This window comes from Antarcticirhabdus aurantiaca (assembly GCF_009765365.1).
GTDB lineage: Bacteria > Pseudomonadota > Alphaproteobacteria > Rhizobiales > Rhizobiaceae > Antarcticirhabdus > Antarcticirhabdus aurantiaca.
Genome location: NZ_VTOM01000004.1, coordinates 256,798 through 280,870, shown reverse-complemented (window position 1 = coordinate 280,870; position 24,073 = coordinate 256,798). Strand labels below are relative to the sequence as shown.

24 protein-coding genes and 1 pseudogene are annotated in these 24,073 nt (G+C 69.4%); 12 read left to right on the top strand and 13 right to left on the bottom strand.

Annotated features, from left to right (window positions below; genetic code table 11):
- Window positions 1-72: 72 nt before the first annotated feature.
- From FZN60_RS06840 to FZN60_RS06830, 3 genes are all read left to right on the top strand, one after another.
- Window positions 73-462 carry a tautomerase family protein gene (locus FZN60_RS06840; protein ID WP_158872423.1) on the top strand — a complete coding sequence of 130 codons (390 nt, stop codon included), beginning with the start codon at window positions 73-75 and terminating at the stop codon, window positions 460-462.
- A gap of 415 nt (window positions 463-877) precedes the next feature.
- Window positions 878-2,086, top strand: coding sequence for an MFS transporter (locus FZN60_RS06835; protein ID WP_158872421.1), 1,209 nt, complete (start codon window positions 878-880; stop codon window positions 2,084-2,086).
- A gap of 29 nt (window positions 2,087-2,115) precedes the next feature.
- A complete protein-coding gene (locus FZN60_RS06830; protein WP_158872419.1) occupies window positions 2,116-2,823 on the top strand; it encodes a glutathione S-transferase family protein in 708 nt (235 codons plus the stop codon).
- A gap of 120 nt (window positions 2,824-2,943) precedes the next feature.
- On the opposite strand, the gene FZN60_RS06825 is transcribed toward FZN60_RS06830, so the two are convergent.
- From FZN60_RS06825 to FZN60_RS28600, 3 genes are all read right to left on the bottom strand, one after another.
- Window positions 2,944-5,046: a methyl-accepting chemotaxis protein gene (locus tag FZN60_RS06825; protein ID WP_158872417.1), complete on the bottom strand. Its 2,103-nt coding sequence runs from the start codon at window positions 5,044-5,046 to the stop codon at window positions 2,944-2,946.
- A gap of 686 nt (window positions 5,047-5,732) precedes the next feature.
- A complete protein-coding gene (locus FZN60_RS06820) occupies window positions 5,733-6,095 on the bottom strand; it encodes a DUF6481 family protein (RefSeq protein ID WP_158872415.1) in 363 nt (120 codons plus the stop codon).
- Window positions 6,096-6,185: 90 nt separating this feature from the next.
- Complete coding sequence (locus FZN60_RS28600) at window positions 6,186-6,326, bottom strand: hypothetical protein (protein WP_199266503.1); 141 nt, start codon at window positions 6,324-6,326, stop codon at window positions 6,186-6,188.
- 88 nt (window positions 6,327-6,414) lie between these two features.
- On the opposite strand from FZN60_RS28600, the gene FZN60_RS06815 reads away from it, so the two are divergent.
- The 3 genes from FZN60_RS06815 to FZN60_RS28595 are packed head-to-tail and all read left to right on the top strand — an operon-like array spanning window position 6,415 to window position 9,164.
- The gene (locus FZN60_RS06815; RefSeq protein ID WP_158872413.1) at window positions 6,415-7,470 is read left to right on the top strand and encodes a DUF1176 domain-containing protein; all 1,056 of its coding nucleotides are present in this window, start codon (window positions 6,415-6,417) and stop codon (window positions 7,468-7,470) included.
- 38 nt (window positions 7,471-7,508) lie between these two features.
- On the top strand, window positions 7,509-8,249 hold the full coding sequence (locus FZN60_RS28745) for a Tsi3 family protein (RefSeq protein WP_246726623.1): 741 nt from the start codon (window positions 7,509-7,511) through the stop codon (window positions 8,247-8,249).
- Between the two features lie 18 nt (window positions 8,250-8,267).
- Complete coding sequence (locus tag FZN60_RS28595) at window positions 8,268-9,164, top strand: hypothetical protein (RefSeq protein WP_199266502.1); 897 nt, start codon at window positions 8,268-8,270, stop codon at window positions 9,162-9,164.
- Window positions 9,165-9,248: 84 nt separating this feature from the next.
- Here the strand turns inward: FZN60_RS28595 and FZN60_RS06800 are convergent, their stop codons facing one another.
- On the bottom strand, window positions 9,249-9,605 hold the full coding sequence (locus FZN60_RS06800; RefSeq protein WP_158872411.1) for a hypothetical protein: 357 nt from the start codon (window positions 9,603-9,605) through the stop codon (window positions 9,249-9,251).
- A gap of 304 nt (window positions 9,606-9,909) precedes the next feature.
- Here FZN60_RS06800 and FZN60_RS06795 point away from each other — a divergent pair, with 304 nt between their 5' ends.
- Window positions 9,910-10,224, top strand: coding sequence for a YdeI/OmpD-associated family protein (locus FZN60_RS06795; RefSeq protein ID WP_158872409.1), 315 nt, complete (start codon window positions 9,910-9,912; stop codon window positions 10,222-10,224).
- 220 nt (window positions 10,225-10,444) lie between these two features.
- On the opposite strand, the gene FZN60_RS06790 is transcribed toward FZN60_RS06795, so the two are convergent.
- Window positions 10,445-11,341 carry a LysR family transcriptional regulator gene (locus tag FZN60_RS06790; protein ID WP_158872407.1) on the bottom strand — a complete coding sequence of 299 codons (897 nt, stop codon included), beginning with the start codon at window positions 11,339-11,341 and terminating at the stop codon, window positions 10,445-10,447.
- Between the two features lie 102 nt (window positions 11,342-11,443).
- On the opposite strand from FZN60_RS06790, the gene FZN60_RS06785 reads away from it, so the two are divergent.
- On the top strand, window positions 11,444-12,550 hold the full coding sequence (locus FZN60_RS06785; RefSeq protein ID WP_158872405.1) for an aldo/keto reductase: 1,107 nt from the start codon (window positions 11,444-11,446) through the stop codon (window positions 12,548-12,550).
- 114 nt (window positions 12,551-12,664) lie between these two features.
- Here the strand turns inward: FZN60_RS06785 and FZN60_RS06780 are convergent, their stop codons facing one another.
- Window positions 12,665-12,988, bottom strand: coding sequence for an Atu4866 domain-containing protein (locus FZN60_RS06780; RefSeq protein WP_158872403.1), 324 nt, complete (start codon window positions 12,986-12,988; stop codon window positions 12,665-12,667).
- Window positions 12,988-13,716, bottom strand: a complete 729-nt coding sequence (locus FZN60_RS06775; protein WP_158872401.1) for an SDR family oxidoreductase — start codon at window positions 13,714-13,716, stop codon at window positions 12,988-12,990. Before FZN60_RS06775 ends, FZN60_RS06780 begins: the two co-directional genes overlap by 1 nt.
- A gap of 147 nt (window positions 13,717-13,863) precedes the next feature.
- Here FZN60_RS06775 and FZN60_RS06770 point away from each other — a divergent pair.
- Window positions 13,864-14,766, top strand: a pseudogene (locus FZN60_RS06770) (LysR family transcriptional regulator).
- 142 nt (window positions 14,767-14,908) lie between these two features.
- Here the strand turns inward: FZN60_RS06770 and FZN60_RS06765 are convergent.
- The 5 genes from FZN60_RS06765 to FZN60_RS06745 all read right to left on the bottom strand — a co-directional run bounded on the left by FZN60_RS06765 (window position 14,909) and on the right by FZN60_RS06745 (window position 19,991).
- On the bottom strand, window positions 14,909-16,018 hold the full coding sequence (locus FZN60_RS06765; protein ID WP_246726628.1) for an alpha-hydroxy acid oxidase: 1,110 nt from the start codon (window positions 16,016-16,018) through the stop codon (window positions 14,909-14,911).
- 262 nt (window positions 16,019-16,280) lie between these two features.
- Window positions 16,281-17,789 (bottom strand): tripartite tricarboxylate transporter permease, encoded by a 1,509-nt coding sequence (locus tag FZN60_RS06760; protein ID WP_158872397.1) that lies wholly within the window; start codon window positions 17,787-17,789, stop codon window positions 16,281-16,283.
- 34 nt (window positions 17,790-17,823) lie between these two features.
- Window positions 17,824-18,285 (bottom strand): tripartite tricarboxylate transporter TctB family protein, encoded by a 462-nt coding sequence (locus tag FZN60_RS06755; protein WP_158872395.1) that lies wholly within the window; start codon window positions 18,283-18,285, stop codon window positions 17,824-17,826.
- Complete coding sequence (locus FZN60_RS06750; protein WP_158872393.1) at window positions 18,285-19,244, bottom strand: tripartite tricarboxylate transporter substrate binding protein; 960 nt, start codon at window positions 19,242-19,244, stop codon at window positions 18,285-18,287. Before FZN60_RS06750 ends, FZN60_RS06755 begins: the two co-directional genes overlap by 1 nt.
- A gap of 45 nt (window positions 19,245-19,289) precedes the next feature.
- On the bottom strand, window positions 19,290-19,991 hold the full coding sequence (locus FZN60_RS06745; protein ID WP_158872391.1) for an IclR family transcriptional regulator: 702 nt from the start codon (window positions 19,989-19,991) through the stop codon (window positions 19,290-19,292).
- A 107-nt stretch (window positions 19,992-20,098) separates the two neighbouring features.
- Between FZN60_RS06745 and FZN60_RS06740 the strand changes: the two genes are divergently transcribed.
- Window positions 20,099-21,115 (top strand): hydroxyacid dehydrogenase, encoded by a 1,017-nt coding sequence (locus FZN60_RS06740; protein WP_158872389.1) that lies wholly within the window; start codon window positions 20,099-20,101, stop codon window positions 21,113-21,115.
- 42 nt (window positions 21,116-21,157) lie between these two features.
- Entirely contained in the window at window positions 21,158-21,832 is a 675-nt protein-coding gene (locus FZN60_RS06735) for an RraA family protein (RefSeq protein ID WP_158872387.1), read from the top strand.
- 307 nt (window positions 21,833-22,139) lie between these two features.
- Here FZN60_RS06735 and FZN60_RS06730 read toward each other — a convergent pair whose 3' ends face one another.
- Window positions 22,140-23,060, bottom strand: coding sequence for a proline iminopeptidase-family hydrolase (locus FZN60_RS06730; RefSeq protein ID WP_158872385.1), 921 nt, complete (start codon window positions 23,058-23,060; stop codon window positions 22,140-22,142).
- 185 nt (window positions 23,061-23,245) lie between these two features.
- Between FZN60_RS06730 and FZN60_RS06725 the strand changes: the two genes are divergently transcribed.
- The gene (locus FZN60_RS06725) at window positions 23,246-24,010 is read left to right on the top strand and encodes a helix-turn-helix transcriptional regulator (protein ID WP_158872383.1); all 765 of its coding nucleotides are present in this window, start codon (window positions 23,246-23,248) and stop codon (window positions 24,008-24,010) included.
- The last annotated feature ends 63 nt before the right edge of the window (window positions 24,011-24,073 follow it).

Genomic DNA, 24,073 nt, shown 5'->3' with positions numbered 1-24,073 from the left:
GAACTTCGCGATTTTCGCGACGATCGTGGCGCGGCATGATCATCCCGTCAACCAAGATCGGGAGCCGCCCTCATGCCTTTCGTCCATATCCGCGTCGCAGGCCTCGACCTCGCGCCGCCCCAGGTCGAAACCCTCCAAAGGGAGGCGACCCGGCTCATGGCGGACGCGATGGGCAAGAAGGCCGAGCTGACCGCCGTCCTCGTCGAGATTCATGATGCGGCGCGCTGGAGCATCGGCGGCCGGCCGGTTCCGGCGGCGGCCCATCTCGACGTCAGGGTGACGGAGGGCACCAACAGCGAGGACGAGAAGGCCGAGTTCATTCGGCAGGCCCATGGCCTGCTCGCCAGGGTCGTCGGCCCCGATCTTCCGCTCGCGACCTACGTCGTCGTCGACGAGGTGCCGGCCGATGCCTGGGGTTATGGTGGATCAACGCAGGCCATGCGCCGGGCGGCCGCCGCCTGAGCGTCGCACCAGGGATAGCTTCGGTCGGCGGCCGGCATGTCGCCTCGGCGACCGATCTTCCGCCCTCGACATCGCGCGTGCGGGCGGTCGACCTCAGTACGGTCGACGAGGCGCGGATGCAGCATTCCATCGATACGATGCGCGACCTTTTCGGTTGGAGCGAGATCAAGGTCTCGGACGGTTGTTCCGACACCTTCCTCACCCCAATCGAGGAGCGCATGGTGACGAGCCCCTGAGCCGCCGCGCGACGGGTCGCGTGAGGCGGCGAAACATCCATGCGCTGGACGTTCCGCCGCCTGCGTGCTGAAACGCTTGAGACAGAGCGGGGGAGAGATGCGCGAACGATCGCCCCGACCGTTCGAGCGGAACGGCTTGGTCCGCCGTCGACACCCAACCGGCCGGAAGGCGACACGACTTGGACAGCATCGCAAGGGCACCGACGCGCCCGAAGGTCTTCCTGGGCATTCTTTTCGCGCTCGGCGCCTCGCACCTCCTCAACGACACGGTCCAGTCGCTGATCCCGGCCGTCTATCCGATCCTGCGCGAGGAGTTCACCCTCGACCTCGCCCAGATCGGGATGATCACCCTGACCTTCCAACTCGCGGGCTCGATGCTCCAGCCGCTGGTCGGCTTCACCACCGATCGGCATCCGCTGCCCTATTCGACCGTCCTCGGGCTCGCCTTCAGCCTCGGCGGCGTGGTCTGGCTGGCGCAGGCACAGAGCTACGCGCAGATCCTCGTCGCCGTCGCGCTGATCGGCATCGGCTCCTCGGTCTTCCACCCGGAAGCGACGCGCTCGGCGCGCCACGCATCCGGCGGCCGGCAGGGTCTGGCGCAGGGCATCTTCCAGGTCGGCGGCCAGCTCGGCGGCGCGCTCGGGCCGCTCTTCGCCGCCCTCGTCATCGTGCCCCAGGGACGGCCGAGCCTTGCATGGTTCGCCGCCCTCGTGCTTCTCGCCATGGCTCTGATGGGCTGGACGGCCCGCCACCACGAAACGCTTCGGTCGCACGTCATGGACGCGAGCGCCGGCGGCGCGGCCGGCAGCCGCGGACCCCCCGCCCACGCGCCGCGCGTCGTCGGGCTCGGCCTCGTGGTGCTGACGATCCTGATGTTCTCGAAGATCGCCTATCTCGAGAGCTTCCGCTCCTTCTATACCTTCTACCTCATCGACCGCTTCGGCGTGTCGATCCCCCAGTCGCAGATGATGCTCTTCGTCTTCTTCGTCGCCTCGGCTGCCGGCGTGCTGATCGGCGGCATTCTCGGGGACCGGATCGGGCGCTACCGTATCATCTGGATCTCGGTGCTCGGCCCGCTGCCTCTCACGCTCCTTCTTCCCTACGCGGACCTCGCCTGGACGGGCGTCCTGACCGTGGCGATCAACCTCGTCATGGCGAGCGCCTTCGCCTCGATCATGATCTACGCCATGGAGCTGGTGCCGCATCGGATCGGTCTCATCGGCGGCCTGTTCTACGGTCTCAACTTCGGCCTGAGCGGCATCGCGGCCGCCCTGCTCGGCGGCTGGGCGGACAGCGTCGGGATCGAGGCCGTTTATACCGCCTGTTCCTTCCTGCCGGTGGCGGGCCTTCTGACCATCTTCCTGCCGAAACTGGAGACGCGACGGTGACGAGTTCGATGCATTCCGATGGAGGATCCATGCCCGTCGCGCTCTACGACCTCGTCGGCTCCGACACGTCGCGGCCCTTCTCCCCGCATTGCTGGAAGGTGCGGATGGCGCTCCTCCACAAGGGCTTGGCGTTCGAGTCGATCCCGACGACCTTCACGGCCATCCCCGCGATCGAGAACGGTGCCTCGAGCATCGTTCCGGTGATCCGGGACGGGGATGCGGTGGTGTCCGATTCCTTCGCCATCGCCGAATATCTCGAGCGCGCTTACCCGGATCGTCCCACCCTGTTCGGCGGCGAGGGCGGACAAGCATCCGCGCGCTTCGTGGAAGCCTATGCGAACGGGATGCTGCATCCTTTGATCGCCGCCTGCGCGGTTCCGGACATCCACGACATGCTGGGCCCGGCCGACCAGGCCTATTGTCGGCAGAGTCGCGAGAAGCGCTTCGGCCAACGGTTGGAAGCGCTGCGGGACGGACGGGCGGAGGCGCGCGAGGCGCTCGGGGCGCGGCTCGGGGTCGTGCGGGACGTCTTGAAGCGCCAGCCCTTCCTCGGGGGCGAGGCGCCGCTGTTCGCCGACTACATCGTCTTCTCCGCGCTGCAATGGGCGCGCGTCACCACCTCCTTCAAGATCCTGGCTGTCGACGACCCCGTTCTCGCCTGGTTCGAACGATGCTTGGACCTGCATGGCGGCGCGGGCCGAAGCGTCAGCGAAGCGCCCGATCGGGAGGCGGCTTAGTTTTCATCGGCTTCGCCTGCTGGTCCGCTTCGGATCGACCGGCTCGACAGGCGCCGCGCCGAGCGGGGTTGAAGCTGGCCGCCGGTCGAGGCGGTCATGCGGGCTGAACGGTCGGGATCCTCAGCCGCTCATGCGCACGAAGCCGGCCTCGTCGCGGCCGCCATCGGAGTCCAGCGCGGCGCCGCGCGCAGGATCGGCGGGGCGGCGCGCCGGTTGGAAGTTCACTGCCCGTGCCTGAAGCGCGCGAACGTCCTGCCGGGGCGCAGCGCCGGCGCGCAGCGGAGCGTCCGGGCGACGGGCCGGAGCTCCTGGCGCCATGACCGAGCCCATGCCGCGGGCCGTGTCGAGCTTGAAGAAGGCGGCGCGCTCGTTGAGGGAGACGGCCTCGCCCGACAGCGCCTCGGCGGTCGCCGTCATCTCGTTGGCAGCCCCTGCGTTCGCCTGCGTCACCTGGTCGAGCTGAACCACGGCCTGGTTGATCTGCTCGATGCCGATCGACTGCTCGCGGCAGGCGGCCGAAATCTCCGAGATCAGTTCGGCGGTCCGGCGGATGTCGGGAAGCAGGCGGTCGAATTCGCGCCCGGCTTCCTCCGAAATCTGCAGCGTCGAGATCGACATCTCGCCGATCTCGGCCGCCGCCTGTTGGCTGCGCTCGGCGAGCTTTCGCACTTCCGAAGCCACGACGGCGAAGCCCTTGCCATGGGCGCCGGCACGCGCGGCCTCGATCGCCGCGTTCAGGGCCAGAAGGTCGGTCTGGCGCGCGATCTCCTGGACGACGCGGACGCGCTCGGCGATCGAGCGCATGGCTTCCAGCGAGCCGGTGATGGCCGCCTGGCTCTTCTCGGCGCTGGTGGCGGACTGGGCGGCGATCGTCTCCGCCTGGGCCGCGTTCTCGGCGTTCTGGCGCACGTTCGCCGTCATCTCCTCGACGGCCGCCGAGGTTTCCTCGGAAGCCGCGGCCTGCTCGGTCGAGCCCGACGAGAGCTGCTCGGCCGTCGCCGCCGACTGACGGGAGCCGGACGCCACCTGAGCGGCCGAGCCGAGGACGTCGCCGACGATCTCCGACAGCTTGGCGCTCATCGTGTTCATCGAGCGCAGGAGGTCGCCGAGCTCGTCGGCGCTCGTGGCTGCGGCGCGCTGCGACACGTCGCCCGCGCCGATGGCATCCGCCAGGCGCACGGCCCGGGCGACCGGCCGGCGCACCACGCGATCGATGATCAGCGCCAGCAGAACGAGCGTCGAGATGAGAATGGCGATGCCGCCGGCGACCATCGTCCAGATCTGGTCCCGAACGGGTCCGGTAGCGACCGACAAGGGAACATCGACGGCGACGACCCAGCGCGCATTGAGGCCCGGCAGGTCGAACGGAAGGAACGTGCGCTCTGCGGCCTCCGACAGCGTGTCGAACATGCCTTCGGCCGTGTGGGGCTTTCCATCCGACAAGGCTGCAGCCAGTGCTTCCGCCCCAGCTTCGCTGCCGTAAGGCTTGGTCAAGCGCGTGGCGTCGGGATGAGCAATCCAGCTGCCATCGCCCGACAAGAGTGTGACGCGCCCGCTGCCGAAGGGTCTGACATCGGCAAGCTTCTCCGAAATCTTGCCGAGACCGATATCGATGCCGGAAACGCCCAGAAACGTATCCCCCGACATCACGGGAAACACGACGCTGAACATGAGCTGCGGCTGCTCGGCGGACGTATCCAGATAAGGCGGTGTTGCGGCTCCCTTCCGCGTCTCGGCCGGCAACCTCCAGAAGGAGTCCTGGTAGGTGTTGTCGTAGGCTCCGTAGGCGACCGCTCCGTCCGGCGTGCGCGTCCAGATCGGGTTGAAGTAGCCGTCCTTGTCCGCGCCGAGTTCCGCGACGTCGGTGATGGTCTGGCCGTCGAAGGGGCGATCGTCCGCCTCCATGAACCAGCTGCCGACCGAAAGCGGGTGATCCACGAGGTTGGGACGCAGGCTCAAACCCAGCGCCTTGCGATCTCGATCGCCGAACGCATGGCGCTCGCCGATGGAATTGGCCATGGAGCGCGCCGCCCCGGCGAGCTCGACGACCGGCGTCGTTATGATGCCCGCCATTGCTTGGGCTTCGGAATGGGTGGCCGTGGCGACCATCTCCCCGGCCTGGCCGATCGCCTCGTAGGCGATGAAGCTCATCGTTGCGCCGACCGTGAGGGTGATGCTGGCGGCGGCGGCGACGAGGATCTTGGTGGTCACGGTCAGGCGCATGGAGGCTCCGGGCGATCGAGCGGACCGCCTTCATCAGCAATGGACGTCATCGGGGAGCAGGCGATGATCCGCTTCATTCGGCGGAGGTCGAGCTCACATTCATGTCCGAGCTCTCCTCGAAATCAGCCGCGCCCCTCTCCCCAGGGCGCGATCACCGTGATTGAATATGGATAAAAACAGCTTAAAATCTTGCCTAGTCGACCGTTCTAAAGATTGGCTGGCGCTCAAAATCGACGGTGTCGTCGTATCGGCGTCCTCGATATTGTCGATATACTACCAAAAGGTGTAGTGGCGACGATCCGAAAGCTTCCAGGGCGCTGACGGCCATCGGCGCGCCGCCGCGGCGCGAAGCCGAGGGCGGCGGCCTTCGGCACCAAGGCTGAACACCTTCTCGCAGGCGCGGTCGGAGCATTCGAACCGCCAGCGGCTCATCTCGCAGCAGCGCGGCGTCCCGCATTCGGTCAAGGTCGACCCGAGGCCAGCGCGTGACGTTCGACACGCCGCCCAGGCCGCACGGAAAAGGCCCGGAGGCATTGAGCATCCGCCGGCCTGAGGGATCCGGATATCGTGCCGCCTCTGCGGACCCGCAGGCGACACCGCGAAGTGTCGCCTTGCCTCGAAGCCGTTGCGCCTGGCGTGTCCTTCACAAGACGGAAGGAGACGAGGCGAGATGGTCGTTCGGAGCGTTACCGCTTTCGTGCCTGCCGTGCGGCATAGCGTTCGTCGCGCTTCGCCTTGCGCGCGGCCTCGTCCTCGACGGCCTGTGCGATCAGCTTGTCCGTCGCGGACTTCTTCGCATTCTCCGCGGCCTCGTCATCGGCGGCCTTCTGAGCAAGAAGGGCAGCCTGTCGCTCCGCCTTCCTGGCCTCCGCCTCCGCGCGCTTGGCGGCCTCGCGCTCCGTCCGGGCGGCCGCCACGGCGGCACGCTCGCTGCGGCGAGCCTCAAGCGCGGGATCACTCTGACGAGCCTTCGCCTTCTCCAACAGCGCCGCCTTGGCGTTCTTCGCAACCTCGCGCCGCTCGGCGAAATCGTCGTTCCTGTGCTTCAAAACTGGTCCTCATGATAGCAGTCAACGGGCCTCGAAGGTGCCGCCAGTGACCTGGCGGCAGCTGCCTCAGCAGCGAGATAGCCCAAACACCTAATTCGCGTCATCCGCTTTGTCGGCAGGCGCGTCCCTGTCCTTCTTGGCGGCCTTGGCCTCGGCCTTGGCGTCCTTCTTCGCGGCCTTGGCCTTGTCGCGTTCCTGACGCTCGAAGTTGTAGTTCGGCTTTTTTGGCATCTGGCCTCCTCATGGCGACAATGGTGCGGAACACAGCATATAGGAACAAAAGTCGCCCGCATCGATGCTATAGCCGAGAGGCATCCCCATGCGCATGATCCCCGCCGCGCTTCTCCTCGCCGTGCCGGCGCTGCAGCCGGTCGTCGCCGAGAACGCCCCGTCGCGGCCGGACGTCGGCCAGTCCCGCAGCTTCAACGACTGGATCGTGGGCTGCGACAACCTGCGGGCCTGCACGGCGATCGGCACGACCGCCGACGGCGCGGCCGCGATCGCCTACATCAAAGTGCATCGTCAGGCCGGCCCCGAGGCGCGCCCGCAGGTGTCCGTCGTTTTCCTGCCGCAGGTGGACACGGCCGAGGCCGTCCTCGATCTCGAACTCGCCGGCACGGACGCGACGCTCGCCGTCGAGCACCTAAACGCGAGAGCTTCGGACAGCTATCTCGCCGCGCCCATCGGTGCGGCGGATGTCGGCCCGTTCCTCGACGCGCTCCTGACGGGCGATGCGCTTCGCGTCGGCGATGGGACGAAGGGGGAGACGGCGCCGGTTTCGCTGCGCGGCATGAGCGCCGCGCTGCGCTACATGGATGCCGAGCAGGGCCGCGCCGGGGGCGTCACGGCGATCGTGGCGAAGGGCGCCGCGCCCGCCGACGCGGTTGCCAAGCCCGCGGCATCCGCACCGGCGCGCGCGCTCAAGCTGGTGGCGCTCGACCCCGCTCCTCCGCTGCCGCAAGGCATTCCCGCGCCGAGCGACGAGTGTCCCGACGGCATCGAACCGGAAGCCTACGAGGCGTCGAACGGGACGCGCATCTTCGGCTCCTGCAGCTTTTCCGGCGCCTATAATTTCGGCGTCGACTACTGGCTGTCCGACGCGACGGGCGTGCGGCCTCTCGACTTCCGGATCCCTGGCCAACCGGGCTCCGACGCCTTTGCCGGGCTGGTGAATGCCGGGCTCGACGAGCACGGCCTCACCCTGATCGACTTTTCCAAGGGCTGGGGGATCGGCGATTGCGGCTCGACGAGCAGTTGGAGCTTCGACGGCGAGACCTTCCAGCTCGTCGGCCTGTCCAGCATGGGCGAGTGCCGCGGCGTGTCCGCGAGCGACTGGCCGGTGCTCTACACGCGCGCCATCTCGGCGGAGGAGTAGAGCACCGGCGATCGCAGACAGGATCCGGAGGGCGCGTCTTGATAAGCCGGCGAAGCGTCGCGCTCCTCTGCCTTCTCGTTGTCGGCCTCGCGGCGGGCGGCGCGTGGCGCTACCTCGAGGTCATGCCGGTCGGCACCGGCGAGACGCGCGCCTCGCCCGACGGGCGCTTCACCACCTCGGTCACCGACTGGTCGGAGCGCTCCTTCCTGACCGGCACGCCCCGCCGCTGGTTCGAATACCGGCTCGAGGGGCCGGGCGTGCGGCACGCGTTGATCGGCACTCCCGTCCCCGGCCCCTTCTTCGGCTCGCGCTCCGCGCACCGGGTGATCCGCTGGAGCGAGGACGGAAGCTTCGTGGAGTTCGTGTTCCCGGATACGACCCTGCGGATCACCACCGGCACCGGCACCGGCACCGGCAGCGGTTGCCCGCCCGCCGATCTCGCCGGCTACGAGACGGAGCGGACGGCAAGCGGCTTCCGGCTCCGTCCCCTGGGCTGGCGGACGCAGCGCGCGGTCCGCGAGATGACGGTCTCGCTTCATCCGCCCGGCGAGGCGACGCCCGGTCTCGGGCAGCGGCGCCGCGTCGGCGCCGACATCGTGCGCTACGCTCTCGCCCGCGAGAGCGGCGGCTCGGGAGGCGACGAGATCACCCTGCGGGCGGAGCGGGCGACAGCGACGGGGATCCTTCGGTTCGAATGGCGCGGCCAGGCCGAAGACGGCGGCGAGCCGGACCTGAGCGAGGCCTGGGACCTGATGGCGTCGGTGGACTGCGGGACGTAGATGGGAGGCGAGGATGGGTTGGGACAGAGCCTGTGCGACGACCTGCGCTGGGCCCGTCGATTCCGCCAGGTCCGGCGTCTTCCCGTTCCCTGGCGCTCCCCGACGCCGCAGGAGCGCCGTTCGATCTGCGCCCATCCGACCTTCGGTCGCTTCGCCGACGACGCCGTGGCGCTCGCCGACTGGGGGGAGCGGCGCTGGATCGTCATGGAACGGACCTGGAGCGGCTGGCCCGACCCGCCGACCTACGCCCTGTTCGTCCTGGAAGGGGAGGCGATATGGCTGGCGCGGGACTTCGACGGCTGGCCCTCCGCCTGGCGCGAACCTTGGTTCGATGGAGCCGAGGGGGAGGAGCGCAGGCGGATGATCGAGGAGCGGCGCGCCGCCCGATCGCGCCCCCTTCGCGAAGCCCTCCTGCTGCTTGCCGGCGCGCCGCTGGCCCTCGCCGGCTGGTGGGTCGGTGTGGTGTTCGCGAGCGGGTCCGGGCAGGGGCTCGATCGAACGTGGCTGCCGGAGGCGGGCTCGATGCTGTTCTTCGGCGCCGTGTTCGCGCTGGCGGCCGCCCTGCGCTTGTTCGGTCGGCCGGCGCGGGCCCGATGGCGCCGCTCGGCCGCCCTTTGGCGCGGCCGGGCGCGCCGCCGCTGGGGACGGGGCCGCGAGCGCGGCGAGTTCGCACGCGTCTACCGATCCGCGCTCTGGAGCGGCGGTCTCGCGACCGCGGTGCTCGCGGCGGCGATCCTGGCCGGCATCGGCATCGACGGTCTCGACCAGTCGCTCGCCCTGATCATGGCGCTGGCGACGGCGTCCTTTGCCGGCCTTGCCCTGCAGGTTTTCGCCTGGGCCGGGTTTCGCGCCGTCCTCTGCCTCCCGCTCTGCCTGGCGGCCGGCATCCTTGCGAGCATCCTCGGACCGCGATGAGCCGCGACCTCATCCCGGGCGGTCGGGGCGATCGAGGATGCCGCACGTTCCCCCGATGCTCGGCGCGTCGGGTCCGACGCCGCTTCAGGCGCGCTCCCGGGGCGGTCCGTCCGTACCCCGCGCGTTCCGGCACCGCCACCAGAGCCAGAGGGCACGCAGGGCGAAGACGCCGGGCACGCTGAACATGGAGACGAGGCCGCCGATCACCGCCGCCCAGGTCCAGCGATACCGAAACTCGATGAACTCCGCCGCCCCGTTGTCCTCGTAATAGGGATCCGCGTTCAAGGCGGCGAAGGCCAGGGCGTAGCTGGCGAGAAGCGTCAGAAGCAGCAGGAGCGGGCCGCCGCGGGCGGCCTTCCACGTCCCCGTCCGGTGCCGCGACAGGAGAAGCAGCACCGCGGCGCCGAGAACGGCCATCGGGAACAGAAGAATCAACACCATCGCATTCTCCGTCGCCGCGCCGGAGCCATTCCGGCCCGCATTTCAGGGCCAGGTCGCTGCCGCCGGAAGGAATGGTGCCAGTACCGCGCGGCTCGCGGCAAGCGCCGCCGCGTTCTTCGACCCAGCCGACGAGGCGAGGCGGGCCCCTCGTCTCGGCGCAAGGTGCCGACGGCTCCTTCGTGACGCCGGACGCGTTGATCGAGCGGTCATCGACATGCCGCCATTTTGCGAGCAGTCTCCGAGCCTGTTGATCGAAGCCGGACCGAGACGATCGACTGTCGGGCCGGGGTGATCGGAGGCTCCCGTGGAGGCAGCATTCCCGCATGGAACCGTCCACGAAGCGCAGGACGATCTTCAGGTCGCGCTGCGATCGGATCCGGTGGTCTATGCGCTCTGGCAGCGCCTGACGCCGCTCGGCCGGAACGAATTCATCTGCTGGGTTGAGGATGCGAAGCAGCCGGCGACGCGTGAGCGCCGCATCCGGCGGACCCTCGAAGAACTCTCGGAGGGAAAACGGCGGCCTTGCTGCTGGGCGGGCTGCATCCACCGGACGGACAAAGCGCCAGGCCGGTGGCAGCAGGCGGTCTTGATCGACGGAAAGGGAAGGGGCGGCGCCTGAGATGGCGCGGAGGAGCGGCCGACCGACGGCCCCGAGCCGACATGGCCTTGCCGCAAGCCCGGCCGAGCCCCGCCATGTCGGCTGTGTGCACACCGGCGGCCGGAACGGTCTTGCCGCCGATCACGACGATCGCGCGCTTGGTCATGTGATGGACGCCGCCGTTCGGTGATAGCGAGGATGGCTGGGGATGCCCGACGACGCGCGACCCTTCAAGGGACGCTCAGGCTTCGGTGTGGCGCAGGGCGTCGACCAAGGCCCGCAAGGCCGGCGGCATCTGCCGGCGGCTCGAATGATAGAGCCGGCATCCCGGGAAGACGGGGCAGTAATCGGTCAAGGCCTGGACGAGGCGGCCCGCGGCGACATCATCGGCGACCTCGTGCTCCATCATGTAGCCGAGGCCTGCGCCGGCGCGCACGGCCGCCGCCACGAGAGGGCCGTCATTGGTGATCAGCTGACCGCTGGGGCGGACATTGATGTCGCGTCTCCCGGACTCGAACTCCCATGGCAGAAGTCCGCCGCTCGTCCGCAGGCGGTAGTTGATGCAAACGTGCCGGCGCAGGTCGTCCGGTGTCTCGGGGATCGGATGGCGCTTGAAATAGTCCGGCGTGCCGACGACGGCCGTGCGAAGGTCGGGACCGACCTTGACGGCGATCATGTCCTTCGGAACCGTTTCGTTGAAGCGGATGCCGGCATCGAAGCCGGCCTCGACGATATCGGTCAGCGCGTCGTTGACGTCGATCTCGACGTTGACGTTTGGATTGGCGAGCAGGAAGGCCGGAAGCTTCGGGCGCAGGATGGTCTCGGCGGCATAGGAGAAGGTGGTCAGCCTCACCGTGCCGGACGGCATCTCGCGCCAGTCGGCAAGGCTCGTCAGACCGTTCTCGATCTCGGCAAGAGCCGGCGTCAGAGAGCGCAGCAGGTGCTCGCCCGCTTCCGTCGGCGAAACGCTGCGCGTCGTTCGCGCGAGCAGGCGCACGCCCAAGCGAGCTTCGAGCCCGCGCATGGCATGACTGAGCGCTGACGCCGACATGCCGAGGCGAGCCGCCGCGCGGGTGAAGCTGCGCTCGCGAGCAATCGCCTCGAACGCCATGAGATCGTTGAGTTCGGTTCGCTGCATTCCTGCATGCTGCTCACAAGATCATGCGGGCAGCAACCGCTAATCACGACGGGCGACGCCATCTATCTCTTCGAGCGAGCACAACTCGCACGGAGCCGATCGATGGATCTGACACATTACCGCACGCTTGGCCGCTCAGGTCTTCTCGTCAGCCCGCTGGCCTTGGGAACGATGACATTCGGCGCCGAGCGTTGGGGTTCGGGACGCGAACAATCACGCGCCGTGTTCGACGCCTATGTCGAGGCCGGCGGCAACTTCATCGATACGGCCGATATCTACGCGGGCGGGCGCAGCGAGGAGATGGTCGGTGCGTTCGTCCGCGAGACGGGCGCGCGCGACCGCACGGTGATCGCCACCAAGGCCGGGTTCGCCCGCAGTCAGGACGGCAATCCGCACAGTGGCGGCAACGGCGCGAAGGCCATCCGCGCCGGCCTCGACGGGTCGCTGCGCCGTCTCGGCACCGACTACATCGACCTGTACTGGGTTCATGTCTGGGACCGCATCACGCCCGCGGAGGAGGTTCTTCAGACGCTGGCCGGTGCCGTCAAGGCCGGCAAGATCCTGTATTACGGCTTCTCGAACGCGCCGGGCTGGTACGTCGCCAAGATCGCAACCTTGGCCGAGGCCCATGGCCTGCCCGTTCCGATCGGGCTTCAGTACCAGTACTCGCTGCTTGATCGCGGCGTGGAGCTCGACATCCTGCCCGTCGGGCACGAGTTCGGCCTCGGCTTGATGCCCTGGAGCCCGCTCGGCGGCGGCATGCTGACCGGCAAGTACGGGCGCGAGATGCTGAGCGAGGCCGGCCGCTCATCGAGCCTCCCCGACAAGGGAGCGCCGAGCCAAGGCGAGGCGGAGCAGGGTCGCGAACGACTGAAGGGCGACAACCCGTTCGGCGGCATGCTGTTCACGGCGCGCAACTTCGACGTGGTGGACACGCTTCGAGCCGTTGCCGGCGAGATCGGTCGCTCGATGGCCGAGGTCGCGCTGGCTTGGACTGTCACGCGTCGCGGGGTTTCCTCCGTGCTGATCGGTGCGAGCCGTGCCGAGCAGATCGCCCAGAACATCGCCTCGCTCGACATCACCTTGACGGAGGATCAGGAACGACGCCTCGACCAGATCAGCGCCGTGCCGATGCTCAACCCCTACTTCATCTTCCAGCTTCCGCCCGCGATGCGCTTCGGCGTCGCCTCGGCAAAGGGTTGGCGATAGGCGCGAAGCACCTGTTGCAAGTCGGGGCCGATGGCCGCGTGCCGCCCGCCGAGCCGGAGCGGCGGATCCGTGGCGCGGGTCTGCCAAACCGGTCCGGCGGGAGGCACGCGACTGTCAGGGCCGTCGGCGCAGAACCATGCCGCCGTGGTGGAGGGTGTTCGCGTCGACGAAGTCGCCGTCGGCGGTGAAGCCGGTATCGTCCCAGTATTCGATGTGGGTCCCGGTCACCTCGTAGCGCCCGCGATAAGCGCTCTCGCGCGTGCCCCGCGCCTCGTCGTAGCGCCCGTTCGGCAGGAGCGCGTGGCGCACATGGCCGTCGTCGGTCACCCAAAGGCCGACATAGGGATGGTCCGTTGCGGACATGGTGGTCTCCTCCGCCGTCGACGGGTCGATCGAGGCCGCCGCGAGAGCGAGGCCGATGAGGGCGAGCCGGCGCATCAATGGGCCGACCGAAGCGGGCGCACGACGATCTCGTTGACGTCGACGTCCTCGGGCTGCTCCAGCGCGAACCGGACGGCCCGGCCGATCGCGTCCGGCTTGAGGGCGATCGAGCGATAAGTTTCCATCAGCTCGGCCGCCTGCCGGTCGGTGATGGTGGAGGCCAGCTCGCTTTCCACCACGCCCGGATGGATGCAGGTGACGCGGATGTCCTGCCGCTCCTGGCGCAATCCGTCCGAGATCGCCCGCACCGCGAACTTCGTCGCGCAGTAGACGGCGGCCGTCGGGGAGACGGCGAGCGCGCCGATCGAGGCGATGTTGACGACGTGGCCGGAGCCGCGCGCCGTCATCTCCGGCAGAACGGCGGCGATGCCGTAGAGAACGCCCTTCACGTTGACGTCGATCATCTGGTCCCACTCGTCCACCTTGAGCGAGGCCATGGGGGACAGGGGCATGACGCCGGCATTGTTGACGATCGCGTCGACGCGCCCGAAGGCCTCGCGCGCGGCGTTCGCGAAGGCGGACACGTCGGCGCGGTCGGTGACGTCGAGCCTGCGCGTGGCGACGGCGGCGCCGTTCTGGCGGAGTTCGTCGGCCAGGGCGTCGAGCCGGTCGGTGCGACGGGCGCCGAGCATGAGGGTGGCGCCGGCCGCGGCGAGCTCGCGGGCGATGCCCACGCCGATGCCAGAGGACGCGCCGGTGATGAGAACGACCTTGTCGAGTGCCATGGGAAGTCTCCTTGGTGGTCTGGTTGTTCGCTGGCCCGTCGCGGGAGCGATCGATGACGCTCCGCAGCGGTTGCCGTGGATGTAGACCTGCGCCATTGTCGTCGGAAGACGCCTCATGCTTGACAGGCTGGAAAGCAGAACTAACCGATGCGCGCCGATCTCAACGCCCTCGCCGTGTTCGCCGTCGTGGCCGAGGAGACGAGCTTTCGCGGCGCCGCCGACCGCCTGGGCGTGACGCGCTCGGCGGTCAGCCAGACCTTGCGGCGCCTGGAGGAGGAGCTCGGCGTGACGCTCGTGCGGCGCACGACCCGCAGCATGAGCCTCACCGAGGAGGGGGCACGGCTGCGCGAGTAGATCGCGCCGGCCATCGCCGAGATGCGGGCGGCGCTGGACGGCGCCCGCGCCCATCGGGCCGAGGTGCGAGGGCAGCTGCGGCTGGCCGTGTCGTCGATCGCCGAGAGCATCCTGTCCGGCACGCTTCTCGCCGAGTTCTGCCTGGCCTGCCCCGACGTGCAGCTCGACGTGCTCGTGACGGACGAGGAGTTCGACATCGTGGCCCACGGCTTCGATGCCGGCGTGCGGCTCGGCGAGGTGATCGAGCAGGACATGATCGCCGTGCCCGTCTCGGCCGACCAGCGCCAGGCTGCCGTCTGCGCGCCGTCCTATCTGGCGCGCGCGGGCGCGCCGTCCCATCCGCGCGATCTGGCGTCGCACCGCTGCATCGGCTGGCGGCCGGCGCCTCGCGCCGCGCCCTATCGATGGGAGTTCACGGACGATGGCCGCGACTTCGCGGTGGCGGTCGAGCCGGAGGTCACGACGAACGACATGCATCTGATGGTGAAGCTGGCGCGGGCCGGGGCGGGCATCACCTTCGGCATGGAGGACACCTTCCGGCCCGACCTCGAAAGCGGTGCTCTCGTCTCCGTGCTCGATGCCTACTGCCCGCCCTTTCCCGGCTTCTTCCTTTACTATCCGAGCCGCCGGAACATGCCCTCGAGACTGCGCGCCTTCGTGGACCATGTCAGGAGACACCGCCCGGAACGATCCTGAGCGGCGGCTCCGCCCCGGCGGATGCAACGCGCCTTCAGGCTCCGACTCCGAAGATGAGCGGGCACGACGATCCTCTGAAGCCCGGCATCGGCGGTCAGGCCGCTTGGAAAGCGCAGCGACGCCGGTACGCTGCGCTTCGGCCTCACCGCGGCAGCCGGCTGCGCGTGAGCGCGGTCGCGTCCAGTTCGCCGACGCTGTTGATGCCGAGGAGCGCCATGTTTCGGTGGATCTCCTCCTTGAGGATGGCCCCGGCGCGGTCCGCCCCGGCTCGGCCGAAGGCGGCGGCGGCGTAAAGGAAGGGGCGGCCGACGAAGACGAAGTCGGCGCCGAGGGCGAGGGCCTTCAGGACGTCGCTGCCGCGCCGCACGCCGCCGTCGATCATGACGGCTGCGTGTCCGGAGACGGCATCGGCGACGGCGGGAAGCGCGTCGAGAGGCGCCATCGTGCCGTCGAGCTGGCGCCCGCCATGGTTCGACACGACGATGCCGTCGACGCCCCGCTCGACGGCGGCGACGGCGTCCTCGGCGCTGATGATGCCCTTCACGACCAGCTTGCCCGGCCAGCGTCGGCGGATCTGCTCGAGATGGCGCCAGTCGAGATGGTCGCGCTTCCCGAAATCGCGCATCACCGAGCGGGCGAGGATCGGCGCGCCGCGCGTGGCATAGGAATTCTCGAAGTGCGGAACGCCGTGGCGCGCGATCGTTCGCAGGAAGGTGAGGGCCGTCCAGCGGGGGTGCGAGACGCCCTGCCAGGCGAGCGCGAGGCTCGGGCGCAGCGGCGTCGAGAAGCCGGCCCGCACGTTGTTCTCGCGGTTGGCGAGCGTCGCCGTGTCGACGGTGAGGACGAGCGTTTCGAAGCCAGCGACGGCCACCCGGTCGACGAGCGCGTCGATGCGGTCGGGCTCGCCGGGAAGATAGGCCTGGAACCAGGCCGAGGGTGCGGCCGCCGCGACCTCCTCCAGGGGGATCAGGGAGGAGCCGCTCATGATCATCGGGATGCCCGCGGCCTCGGCCGCCTCGGCGAGAACGAGGTCGCCGCGATAGGCCATGAGCGCGCTGATCCCCATCGGCGCGATGCCGAAGGGGGCGTCGTAGTCGCGGCCGAGGAGGCGCGTGCGCTGGCTGCGCTTCGACACGTTCGTGAGGACGCGCGGGCGAAAGGCGTGTCGCTTGAACGAGGTGGCGTTCTCCCGCAGCGAAGCGCCCGTCTCGCTGGCGCCCGCGATGTAGCCGAACAAGGGCCGCGGCAGCATCCGTCGGGCATGCGGCTCAAAGTCCTCGAGGCACAGCACATCCCGCAAGCGCCCGGGCAACCGCTTCCCGGCTCGCGGAAGGACCTCCCGGCGCGTCTCGACGAAGGTGCTCGGCCCGCCAGGCGTGCTCGTCGTCATTCCTCATGCTCCTTCATCGTTCCGGGCGCCGAAGCGTCCCGTCTCGCATGCGGCGGCCTGCGGGCATCGGGCACCCCCCGCAGGCCGCGTCGTTCGAAGCGGGCGGCGCGCCCGCCCCGCCGGATCAGTTCTCGCTTTCCTCGAAGGCGACCTTCCGGCTCTTCCGGATCGAGGGCAGCACCAGCATCAGGAGCATGACCGCGGTCACGGCGAGGAGGATGCCGCTGATCGGACGCTCGACGAAGACCAGGGGGTCGCCCTGCGAGAGGAGGAGCGCGCGGCGCAGGTTCGTTTCCAGGAGGGGCCCGAGCACGAAGCCCAGAAGCAGCGGGCCGGGCTCGCACTTGGCTTTCCGCAGGACGTAGCCGAGGACGCCGAACAGGATCACCAGGGCCACGTCGAAGCCGCGATTGCTGACGGAATAAACCCCGATGCAGCAGAACATCAGGATCGCCGGATACATCAGCCGGTAGGGCACCTTCAGGAGCCGGACCCAGAGGCCGATCAGCGGCAGGTTGATGACGAGCAGCATCGCGTTGCCGAGCCACATCGAGGCGACGAGGCCCCAGAAGAGCTCGGGCTGGTTCTGGATGACGCCCGGCCCCGGCGTGATGCCGTGGATGGTCATGGCGCCGAGCATCATGGCCATGATCGAGTTCGACGGAATGCCGAGGGTGAGGAGCGGGATGAACGAGGACTGGGCGCCCGCATTGTTCGCCGCCTCGGGACCGGCGACGCCGGCGATCGCCCCGTGGCCGAACTTCTCGGGCGTGCGCGAGATCTTCTTCTCCACCGAATAGGCGGAGAAGGCCGAGAGCGTCGCCCCGCCGCCCGGCAGGACGCCGAGGATGGTGCCGACGCCGGTGCCGCGCAGGACGGCCGCCCAGCTCTCCTTGAACTCCTGTTTGGTCGGCCAGAGCCGGCCGATGGTGCTCTGGAGGATGCCGCGCTGCTCCTTGGATTCGAGGTTCACCGCGATCTCGGCGACGCCGAAGAGGCCGACGGCGATCACCACGAACTCGATGCCGTCGTAGAGCTCGGTCGAGCCGAAGGTCAGGCGCGTCGAGCCGGAATTGACGTCGATGCCGACCATGCCGAGGAGGAGGCCGAGGCAGACCATGCCGATCGCCTTGATCACCGAGCCGTGGGCGAGGATCGTCGCGGCGAGCAGGCCGAAGATGCAGAGCGCGACGTATTCCGCCGGCCCGAAGGACAGGGCGAAGGAGGAGAGCGTCGGCCCCGCGACGGCGAGCGCGATCGTCGCGACCGTGCCGGCGAAGAAGGAGCCGAGCGCGGCGACGGCGAGGGCGGCCCCCGCCCGGCCTTTCCGCGCCATCTGGTAGCCGTCGATGGCGGTGACCACCGCCGAGGCCTCGCCGGGCAGGTTGACGAGGATCGCCGTCGTCGAGCCGCCGTACTGCGCGCCGTAGAAGATGCCCGACAGCATGATGAGCGCGGCGAGCGGCGGCAGAAAGAAGGTGATCGGCAGGAGGATCGCCACCGTCGCCGTCGGGCCGATGCCCGGCAGGACGCCGATCAGGGTGCCGAGAAGCGCGCCGATGAAGCAGAAGAGAAGGTTCGTCGGCGTGAACGCCTCCGAGAACCCCAGCATGAGGAGGTCGAGGAACTGCATGGGTTCGAATCCGGTCGGTGGCGGAAGAGGGCTGTCAGAACGGCCAGATCGGCATCTGGACGCCGAGGCCCTCGATGAAGACCAGCGCGCCGGCGACCGTGAGGAGCGCCGTCGAGATGGCGATCTCCTTCCATCGCGACTCCTGGTCGGCGAGGCTGCCGATGACGAGGAGCCAGACGGTCGCCACCACGAAGCCGAGCGTTTCGGAGGCGAAGGCGAAACCGGCGATGGCGACGACGAGGATCGCGAGCGGCTTCATGTTGAGGAGGCCGAGCCCCTCGGCCGGCTTGGCGATGCCCTTGAGGAGGACGAAGCCGCCGATCAGGATCAGGAGGCCGCACATCACCCCCGGCAGGAAGCCGGGACCCATCATCGCGGGCGTGCCGAAGGCCAGGCTGCGCCCGGCCCAAAGGCCGAGCGCGCCGATGCCGACCATGAGGCCGCCGGCGAGAATGTCGGGACGGTCGCGCTTTCCCGTCGCTCCCGCCGCGCGCATCACTGCACCCAGGGCGTCGCCGCCCAGATCTTGCGGAACTCCTCGAGGCGGGCGGGCATCTGCGCCTCCCACTCGGCGCCCGGCAGGTAGGCGAGCGGCAAGGCGAGCTGCTCGGCCTGCTTCTGAAACTCGGGATCGTCGAGCGTCGCCTTCACGGCGTCGGCGAACTTCGCGGAGATGTCGTCCGGCGTCGCGCGCGGAGCGGCGATGCCGCGCTCGGAGGTCATGAAGACCTCGTAGCCCTGCTCGGCCGCGGTCGGCACGTCGGGAAGCTGCGCCGAGCGCTCGCGGCCGAAATGGGCGACCATCCTGAGGCCCGAGGTGTCGTTGCCGCCGAACTCGCTGACGTTGAGGCCGCCGGCGGTGATCTGCGAGCCGAGGATCGCAGTCCGCGTCTCGCCCGCGCCGCTGAAGGGGATGTGGGTGAACGTCGCGCCGGCCTGCGCGCCGAGAAGGATGATCGCGAGGTGGTCGTCGGTGCCGACGCCCGAGGTGCCGAAGGAGACCGAGCCCGGAGCGGCCTTGGCCGCCTCGACGAAGTCCTTCAGCGTCTGGATCTCGGAGCCCGCCGGCACCACGACCGCCGAGGGATCGTCGACGATGCGCGCGATCGGCTTGATGTCCTGCGGATCGTAGCCGAGCTCGCGCTGGACCTGCATGGACAGGAAGCCGGGCGTGTTGATGAAGGAGAAGGTGTAGCCGTCGGGATCGGCCTTGGCGAGCGCGGTATAGGCGATCTCGCCGGACGCGCCGGGGCGGTTCTCGATGACGATGTCGGCGCCGAGCCGCTTCTCGAGATAGGGCTCCATGGCGCGGGCCATGACGTCCGTCGAGCCGCCGGGGGCGAAGGCGACGATCATCTGGATCGGACGGTCGTTCGGCCATTCGGCGCGGGCGGCGCCCGCGGCGGTGGCGAGCATGGTGGCGGCGAGCAGCGCCGTCTTCATCAAGGTCTTCATGCATGTCCTCCCAGACAGGGGTGGATGCGGCGCCCCGGCGCGCCGCTATTCGGTTTCCGGGCTTGCTCCCATGGCCGCCGACAGCTTGGCGGCGCCTTCGAGGAGAATGGGCAGGTGGCTCGCGACCGCTTCCTCGGTGAAGCGGCTCGGCGGGCCGGTGAGGGCGAGCGAGCCGAACAGGTCGCGCCCGTCGCGGAAGACGGGCGCTGCGAGGCTGGCGACCTGCGGGTCGCGCTCGCCGTGCGTGCAGTGCCAGCCGCGGGCGCGGATCTCCTCGGCCTGCGGATCCGGCTCGCCCGCGAAGACGAGGATCACGCGGCCGGGGGCGCCCCGGTCGAGCGGAAACGTGTCGCCGACCCGCGCCGAATGGCGGATCGATTGGCTGGAATCGTGCCGGAACAGGCAGACGCGCTTGTCGCCCTCGCGGGCGTAGAGGGCGGCGCTCTCGCCGGTGCGCTCGCTCAGGTCCGCCAGCAGCGGCTCGACGATGGCGGCCGGCTGGAAGGTCGACTGGTAGATCGCGCCGAGCCGCATGAGCTTGGGCCCGAGGCGCCAGCTCGCATCCTCGTTGCGCACGAGCATGCTGGATTTCGCCAGCGAGCGCGCGATGCGCAGCACCGTCGCCTTGTCGAGCTCGACGCGGCGCGAAAGCTCGCCGAGCGACAGCGACGCGTCGCGCTCGGTGAATGCCTCCAGAAGCGAGACCGCGCGCTCCACCGCGGCGACCCCATTCGCGTTTCCCGGCATGTTGACCTCCCAAGGTGATGTACGCTGTACTGAGTACAACATCTTTTCAGCTAGTACAATAGCTGTTATCCGGTACGCGTCAACCCGAGGGAGGAGGTCGCGTGCGGATGGTCGAAGCTTGTCAGGACGAAGGGCGCGGAGAAACGGGCGCGTTCACCGTGCTCGTCACCGGCGCCGAACTGGTGGAGGAGGCGCGCGCGCTTCTGGCCGACAACGGCGTCCGCGCGGTCTACGCGAACGGCTACGCCTCGCCGGCGGACCTAGCCGCGCTCGCCCGCGCCGAGGCCATCGACGGGCTCCTGGTGCGCCAGGGCAGGATCGACGCCGGCGTGATCGGCGCCTCGCCGCGCCTCAAGGTGATCGCCAAGCACGGCAGCGGTGTCGACAACATCGACCTCGCCGCCGCCAGCGCCCTCGGCATTCCGGTTCTTCGCGCGCTCGCCGCCAACGCCCAGTCGGTCGCTGAACTGGCGATCACCCTGTCCGTCGCCCTCATGAAGGACATCCGTCCCCTCGACGCGGCGGTGAAGGGCGGCACGTGGCCGAAGACGACCTATGTCGGCCGCGACCTCGGCGACGCCGTCTTCGGCATCGTCGGCTTCGGCGAGATCGGCCGACGCGCGGCCGCCCTTGCCCGGGGCCTCGGCATGCGCCCGCTTGCCTACGACCCCGTCGCGGCGCCGGGAACGGCGGCCGACGGCACGCCGGTTCTGGGCGACTTGCCCGAGCTGCTGCGTCAGGCGGACGTCGTCAGCCTCCACTGCCCGCTGACGGACGAGACGCGCCACCTGATGAACGCGGAGCGCCTCGCGCTGATGAAGCGCAACGCCTTTCTCGTGAACACGGCGCGCGGCGCCGTCGTCGACGAGGCGGCGCTGGTCGCGGCGCTACGGGAGGGCACCATCGCCGGCGCCGGGCTCGACAGCTTCGAGGAGGAGCCGCCCCGCGCCGATCATCCGCTCTGGTCGCTGCCCAACGTCCTCGCCACGCCCCACGTCGCCGGCGCCAGCCGCTCGGCCCTGCGCAACATGGCCGTCGGGAGTGCCGGCGCGATCATCGGGGTGCTCCAAGGCCGCGGCTTCGATGCGCGCGCCTGCGCCAACGAGCCGCGGGCCGCCGGCTGAGCGGGCCGGCACCGCCGAAAGATCACCCAAGGGAGAATGGATATGATCGGTTTCCGGGTACTGCCCGTTCGTCGCCGCGTCGACGCCGCCTGGGTCGCGAAGTTCCGCGACCTGCCCGTCGCCAACCTCAGCGACGTGATGTCCCGCATGACGGCGGGCGGCGCCTCGCTCCACGCCATGCATCGCGGCGGCCGGATGATCGGCCCGGCCGTGACGGTGAAGACGCGGCCGGGCGACAACCTCATGGTCCACAAGGCCCTCGACATCGCCGCGCCCGGCGACGTCGTGGTGGTGGACGCGGGGGGCGACCTCACCAACGCGATCATCGGCGAGCTGATGGTCGCCCATGCCGAGACGCGCGGCCTCGCGGGCATCGTGATCTTCGGCGCGATCCGCGACAGCGAGGAAATCGCCCAGGGCTCCTTCCCCGTCTTCGCCGCCGGCGTCACGCATCGCGGCCCCTACAAGGACGGTCCCGGCGAGGTGAACGTGCCCATCGCCATCGACGGCATGGTGATCGAGCCCGGCGACCTCGTCTGCGGCGACGGCGACGGCCTCCTCGTCGTGCCCTTCGACCACGTCGCCACGATCCATGCCGCGGCCTCGGCCAAGCACGAGGCCGAGACGCGCCAGATGGAGGCGATCAGGGCCGGTCGCAACGACCGCGCCTGGGTGGACGCCGCCCTGCAGAAGCTCGGCTGCGCCGTCGAAGGCTGAAACGCGGTCCGACCGTCCGGGCGAAGGGGTCTTCGCCCGGACGCAGGAGTGACCCCGCGGCCAAGCTGCCCCCATCGTCTCCAAGCGTCCGCTTCCCACGATGTCGTGTCCGGAAAGCTGCCGGGCCGCTTAACACCCGTCCAGCGATCGGAACGGCCGCGACGGCATCTCGCAAGCGGTCCCGCATTCGCGATCAGGACCGCAGGTGCCCGGCCTTTCCGCGCGAGGGCGTTCTGAGATGCTGCGGGCGAGCTTCGCGCACGTCCCCGTGCCCGCCGGCGGCTGATGCCGGGCAGGGCGGGTCCGGTCAGTCATGGAGCCGGAGGAATGTTTCGACGCGCGACAGGCAGGCCTCCTTCTCCTCGACGTGGGGCATGTGGCTGGACTGCGGGAAGACCTCGGATTCGACCTTCGGAATACGATCGATGAAGGGCTGGACGCACTCGGCCGTCGCCTCGTCATAGGCGCCGCGAAACACCAGGGTCGGGGCCTCGATCCGGTCCAGACGATCGATCACCGTCCAGTCGCGCATGGTGCCGACGACGTGGAACTCGTTCGGACCGTTCATCGTGTGGTAGACGGTCGGGTCGCTCTCGACGGCCAGGAAGGTGCGGGCGACCTCCTCCGGCCAGGGCGTCACCCGGCAGACGTGGCGGTCGTAGAAGACGCGGGAGGCCGTCAGATATTCCGGGTCCTGCGTCGTGCCCGCCGCCTCGTGGCGGTCGAGGGCCTCCTGAACCGCCTCGGGCAGTTCCGAGCGCAGCTTGTTGCAGCCCCGAACCCAGAGCTCCATCGAGGCGAGCGAGTTGGCGAGGATCAGCGCCTTCAGGCCCGCGCGCCGGCGCACCGCGTGCTCGGCGGCGAGCATGCCGCCCCAGGACTGGCCGAGAAGCGCGTAGCGGTCCTGGATCCCGAGATGGGCGAGGAGGTTGTCGAGCTCGCCCAGGAAGAAGTCAACCGTCCAGAAGTCGCCGCCCTTGTCGGGCAGGTGGGTCGAGCGGCCGTTGCCGATCTGGTCGTAATGGATCACCGCCCGGCCGTGTCCCGCCAGCTCCTTGAAGCTGTCGACGTAGTCGTGCGTGCAGCCCGGCCCGCCATGGGCGACGACGAGGGGCAGGCGCGGCGAGGCGAGATCCCCCGTCACGCGGTACCAGGTCTGGTAGGAACCGTGCGGCGCGAAGCCTTCGGTCGCGGACGGCGTGGCGGCGGTTGCAGCGGCGGCGGACATGGCAGGGCCTCCCTCGAATGGTCCTGCGAGCTTTAAGCACCGAGCCGGTTCGCCGACAGCTATCGAAAAGAAGAGGGGTGAGCCTCGCGCGGCCGGCTCTTCTGCCCGTTATCTGGGCGCGCATAATTGACGGGCAGGCGGGAAGGTGCCAGCATCCCCGTCATGCCGCCTGTCCTCGAAGCCTCATGCCACACCTGCCCGATATCCAGACTCGCCTGACGCCCGGCATGGGCTTCGACGCCGCGCTCGACGCCGCCCTCGGGCTCGTCGGGGATGCGGGCTTCACCGCCGTCATCTACGACTACACGCCCGTGCCGCGCACCCATGACGGGGTTCTGATCACGCCGAACATCCTGGAGGCGCGGCGCGTGCCGGCCGACATGATGCAGCTCTGGCGCTCCGGCTTCTATCAGCTCGATCCGGTGCAGGACGCCGCGCTCGCCACCGCCGCGCCCTTCGTCTGGTCCGGCCTCGGGCGGCAGAGCCGGGTGATGGAGACCGTGCTGTGCCGGCGCCACGATCCCGTGCTCGGCTACATGCGCGACATGCGCTTCTCCTGCGGCGTGACGGTCCCGATCCACCATCCCGGCGGGGACCTCGCAACCTTCACCGCCATCTGCATCGATCCGGACACCGACTTCTCGGAGCGCGCGGGCGCCCTCGCGCCCCTCGTCGGCGTGATCGGCCAGAGCTTCCACGAGATCGCGCGCGCCGGCTTCTCGGGGGAAACGCGCCGCTCGCGCCACATGCGCCTGTCGCCGCGCGAGGCGCAGTGCCTCAGCCTCTGCGCCGAGGGCCTGACGGCCAAGGAGATCGCGCGAAAGCTCGACCGCTCGGTGCCGACCGTCACCCTCCACCTCAACAGCGCCGGCCGGAAGCTCGGCGCGAAGAACCGCTTCCAGGCCGTCGCGCGCGCCGCGCATTACCGCCTGCTCGACGCGGCGCTCTGACCCTATCGCTTTTGATAGCTAGCTCGAACGCCCTGCCGGATTAAAGCTTCGGAACCGATCCGG

Bases quoted from the DNA above. Each gene is read 5' to 3' on its own strand.
- FZN60_RS06815 (WP_158872413.1), top strand. From the start codon at position 6,415: ATGCGCATGATCCCCGCCGCGCTTCTCCTCGCCGTGCCGGCGCTGCAG.
- FZN60_RS06730 (WP_158872385.1), bottom strand. From the start codon at position 23,060: ATGTCCGCCGCCGCTGCAACCGCCGCCACGCCGTCCGCGACCGAAGGC.
- FZN60_RS06800 (WP_158872411.1), bottom strand. From the start codon at position 9,605: ATGGTGTTGATTCTTCTGTTCCCGATGGCCGTTCTCGGCGCCGCGGTG.
- FZN60_RS06735 (WP_158872387.1), top strand. From the start codon at position 21,158: ATGATCGGTTTCCGGGTACTGCCCGTTCGTCGCCGCGTCGACGCCGCC.
- FZN60_RS06755 (WP_158872395.1), bottom strand. From the start codon at position 18,285: ATGCGCGCGGCGGGAGCGACGGGAAAGCGCGACCGTCCCGACATTCTC.
- FZN60_RS28600 (WP_199266503.1), bottom strand. From the start codon at position 6,326: ATGCCAAAAAAGCCGAACTACAACTTCGAGCGTCAGGAACGCGACAAG.
- FZN60_RS06840 (WP_158872423.1), top strand. From the start codon at position 73: ATGCCTTTCGTCCATATCCGCGTCGCAGGCCTCGACCTCGCGCCGCCC.
- FZN60_RS06825 (WP_158872417.1), bottom strand. From the start codon at position 5,046: ATGCGCCTGACCGTGACCACCAAGATCCTCGTCGCCGCCGCCGCCAGC.
- FZN60_RS06750 (WP_158872393.1), bottom strand. From the start codon at position 19,244: ATGAAGACCTTGATGAAGACGGCGCTGCTCGCCGCCACCATGCTCGCC.
- FZN60_RS06745 (WP_158872391.1), bottom strand. From the start codon at position 19,991: ATGCCGGGAAACGCGAATGGGGTCGCCGCGGTGGAGCGCGCGGTCTCG.
- FZN60_RS06830 (WP_158872419.1), top strand. From the start codon at position 2,116: ATGCCCGTCGCGCTCTACGACCTCGTCGGCTCCGACACGTCGCGGCCC.
- FZN60_RS06765 (WP_246726628.1), bottom strand. From the start codon at position 16,018: ATGCTGCCGCGGCCCTTGTTCGGCTACATCGCGGGCGCCAGCGAGACG.
- FZN60_RS06725 (WP_158872383.1), top strand. From the start codon at position 23,246: ATGCCACACCTGCCCGATATCCAGACTCGCCTGACGCCCGGCATGGGC.
- FZN60_RS06790 (WP_158872407.1), bottom strand. From the start codon at position 11,341: ATGCAGCGAACCGAACTCAACGATCTCATGGCGTTCGAGGCGATTGCT.
- FZN60_RS06780 (WP_158872403.1), bottom strand. From the start codon at position 12,988: ATGCGCCGGCTCGCCCTCATCGGCCTCGCTCTCGCGGCGGCCTCGATC.
- FZN60_RS06785 (WP_158872405.1), top strand. From the start codon at position 11,444: ATGGATCTGACACATTACCGCACGCTTGGCCGCTCAGGTCTTCTCGTC.
- FZN60_RS06775 (WP_158872401.1), bottom strand. From the start codon at position 13,716: ATGGCACTCGACAAGGTCGTTCTCATCACCGGCGCGTCCTCTGGCATC.
- FZN60_RS06740 (WP_158872389.1), top strand. From the start codon at position 20,099: ATGGTCGAAGCTTGTCAGGACGAAGGGCGCGGAGAAACGGGCGCGTTC.
- FZN60_RS06760 (WP_158872397.1), bottom strand. From the start codon at position 17,789: ATGCAGTTCCTCGACCTCCTCATGCTGGGGTTCTCGGAGGCGTTCACG.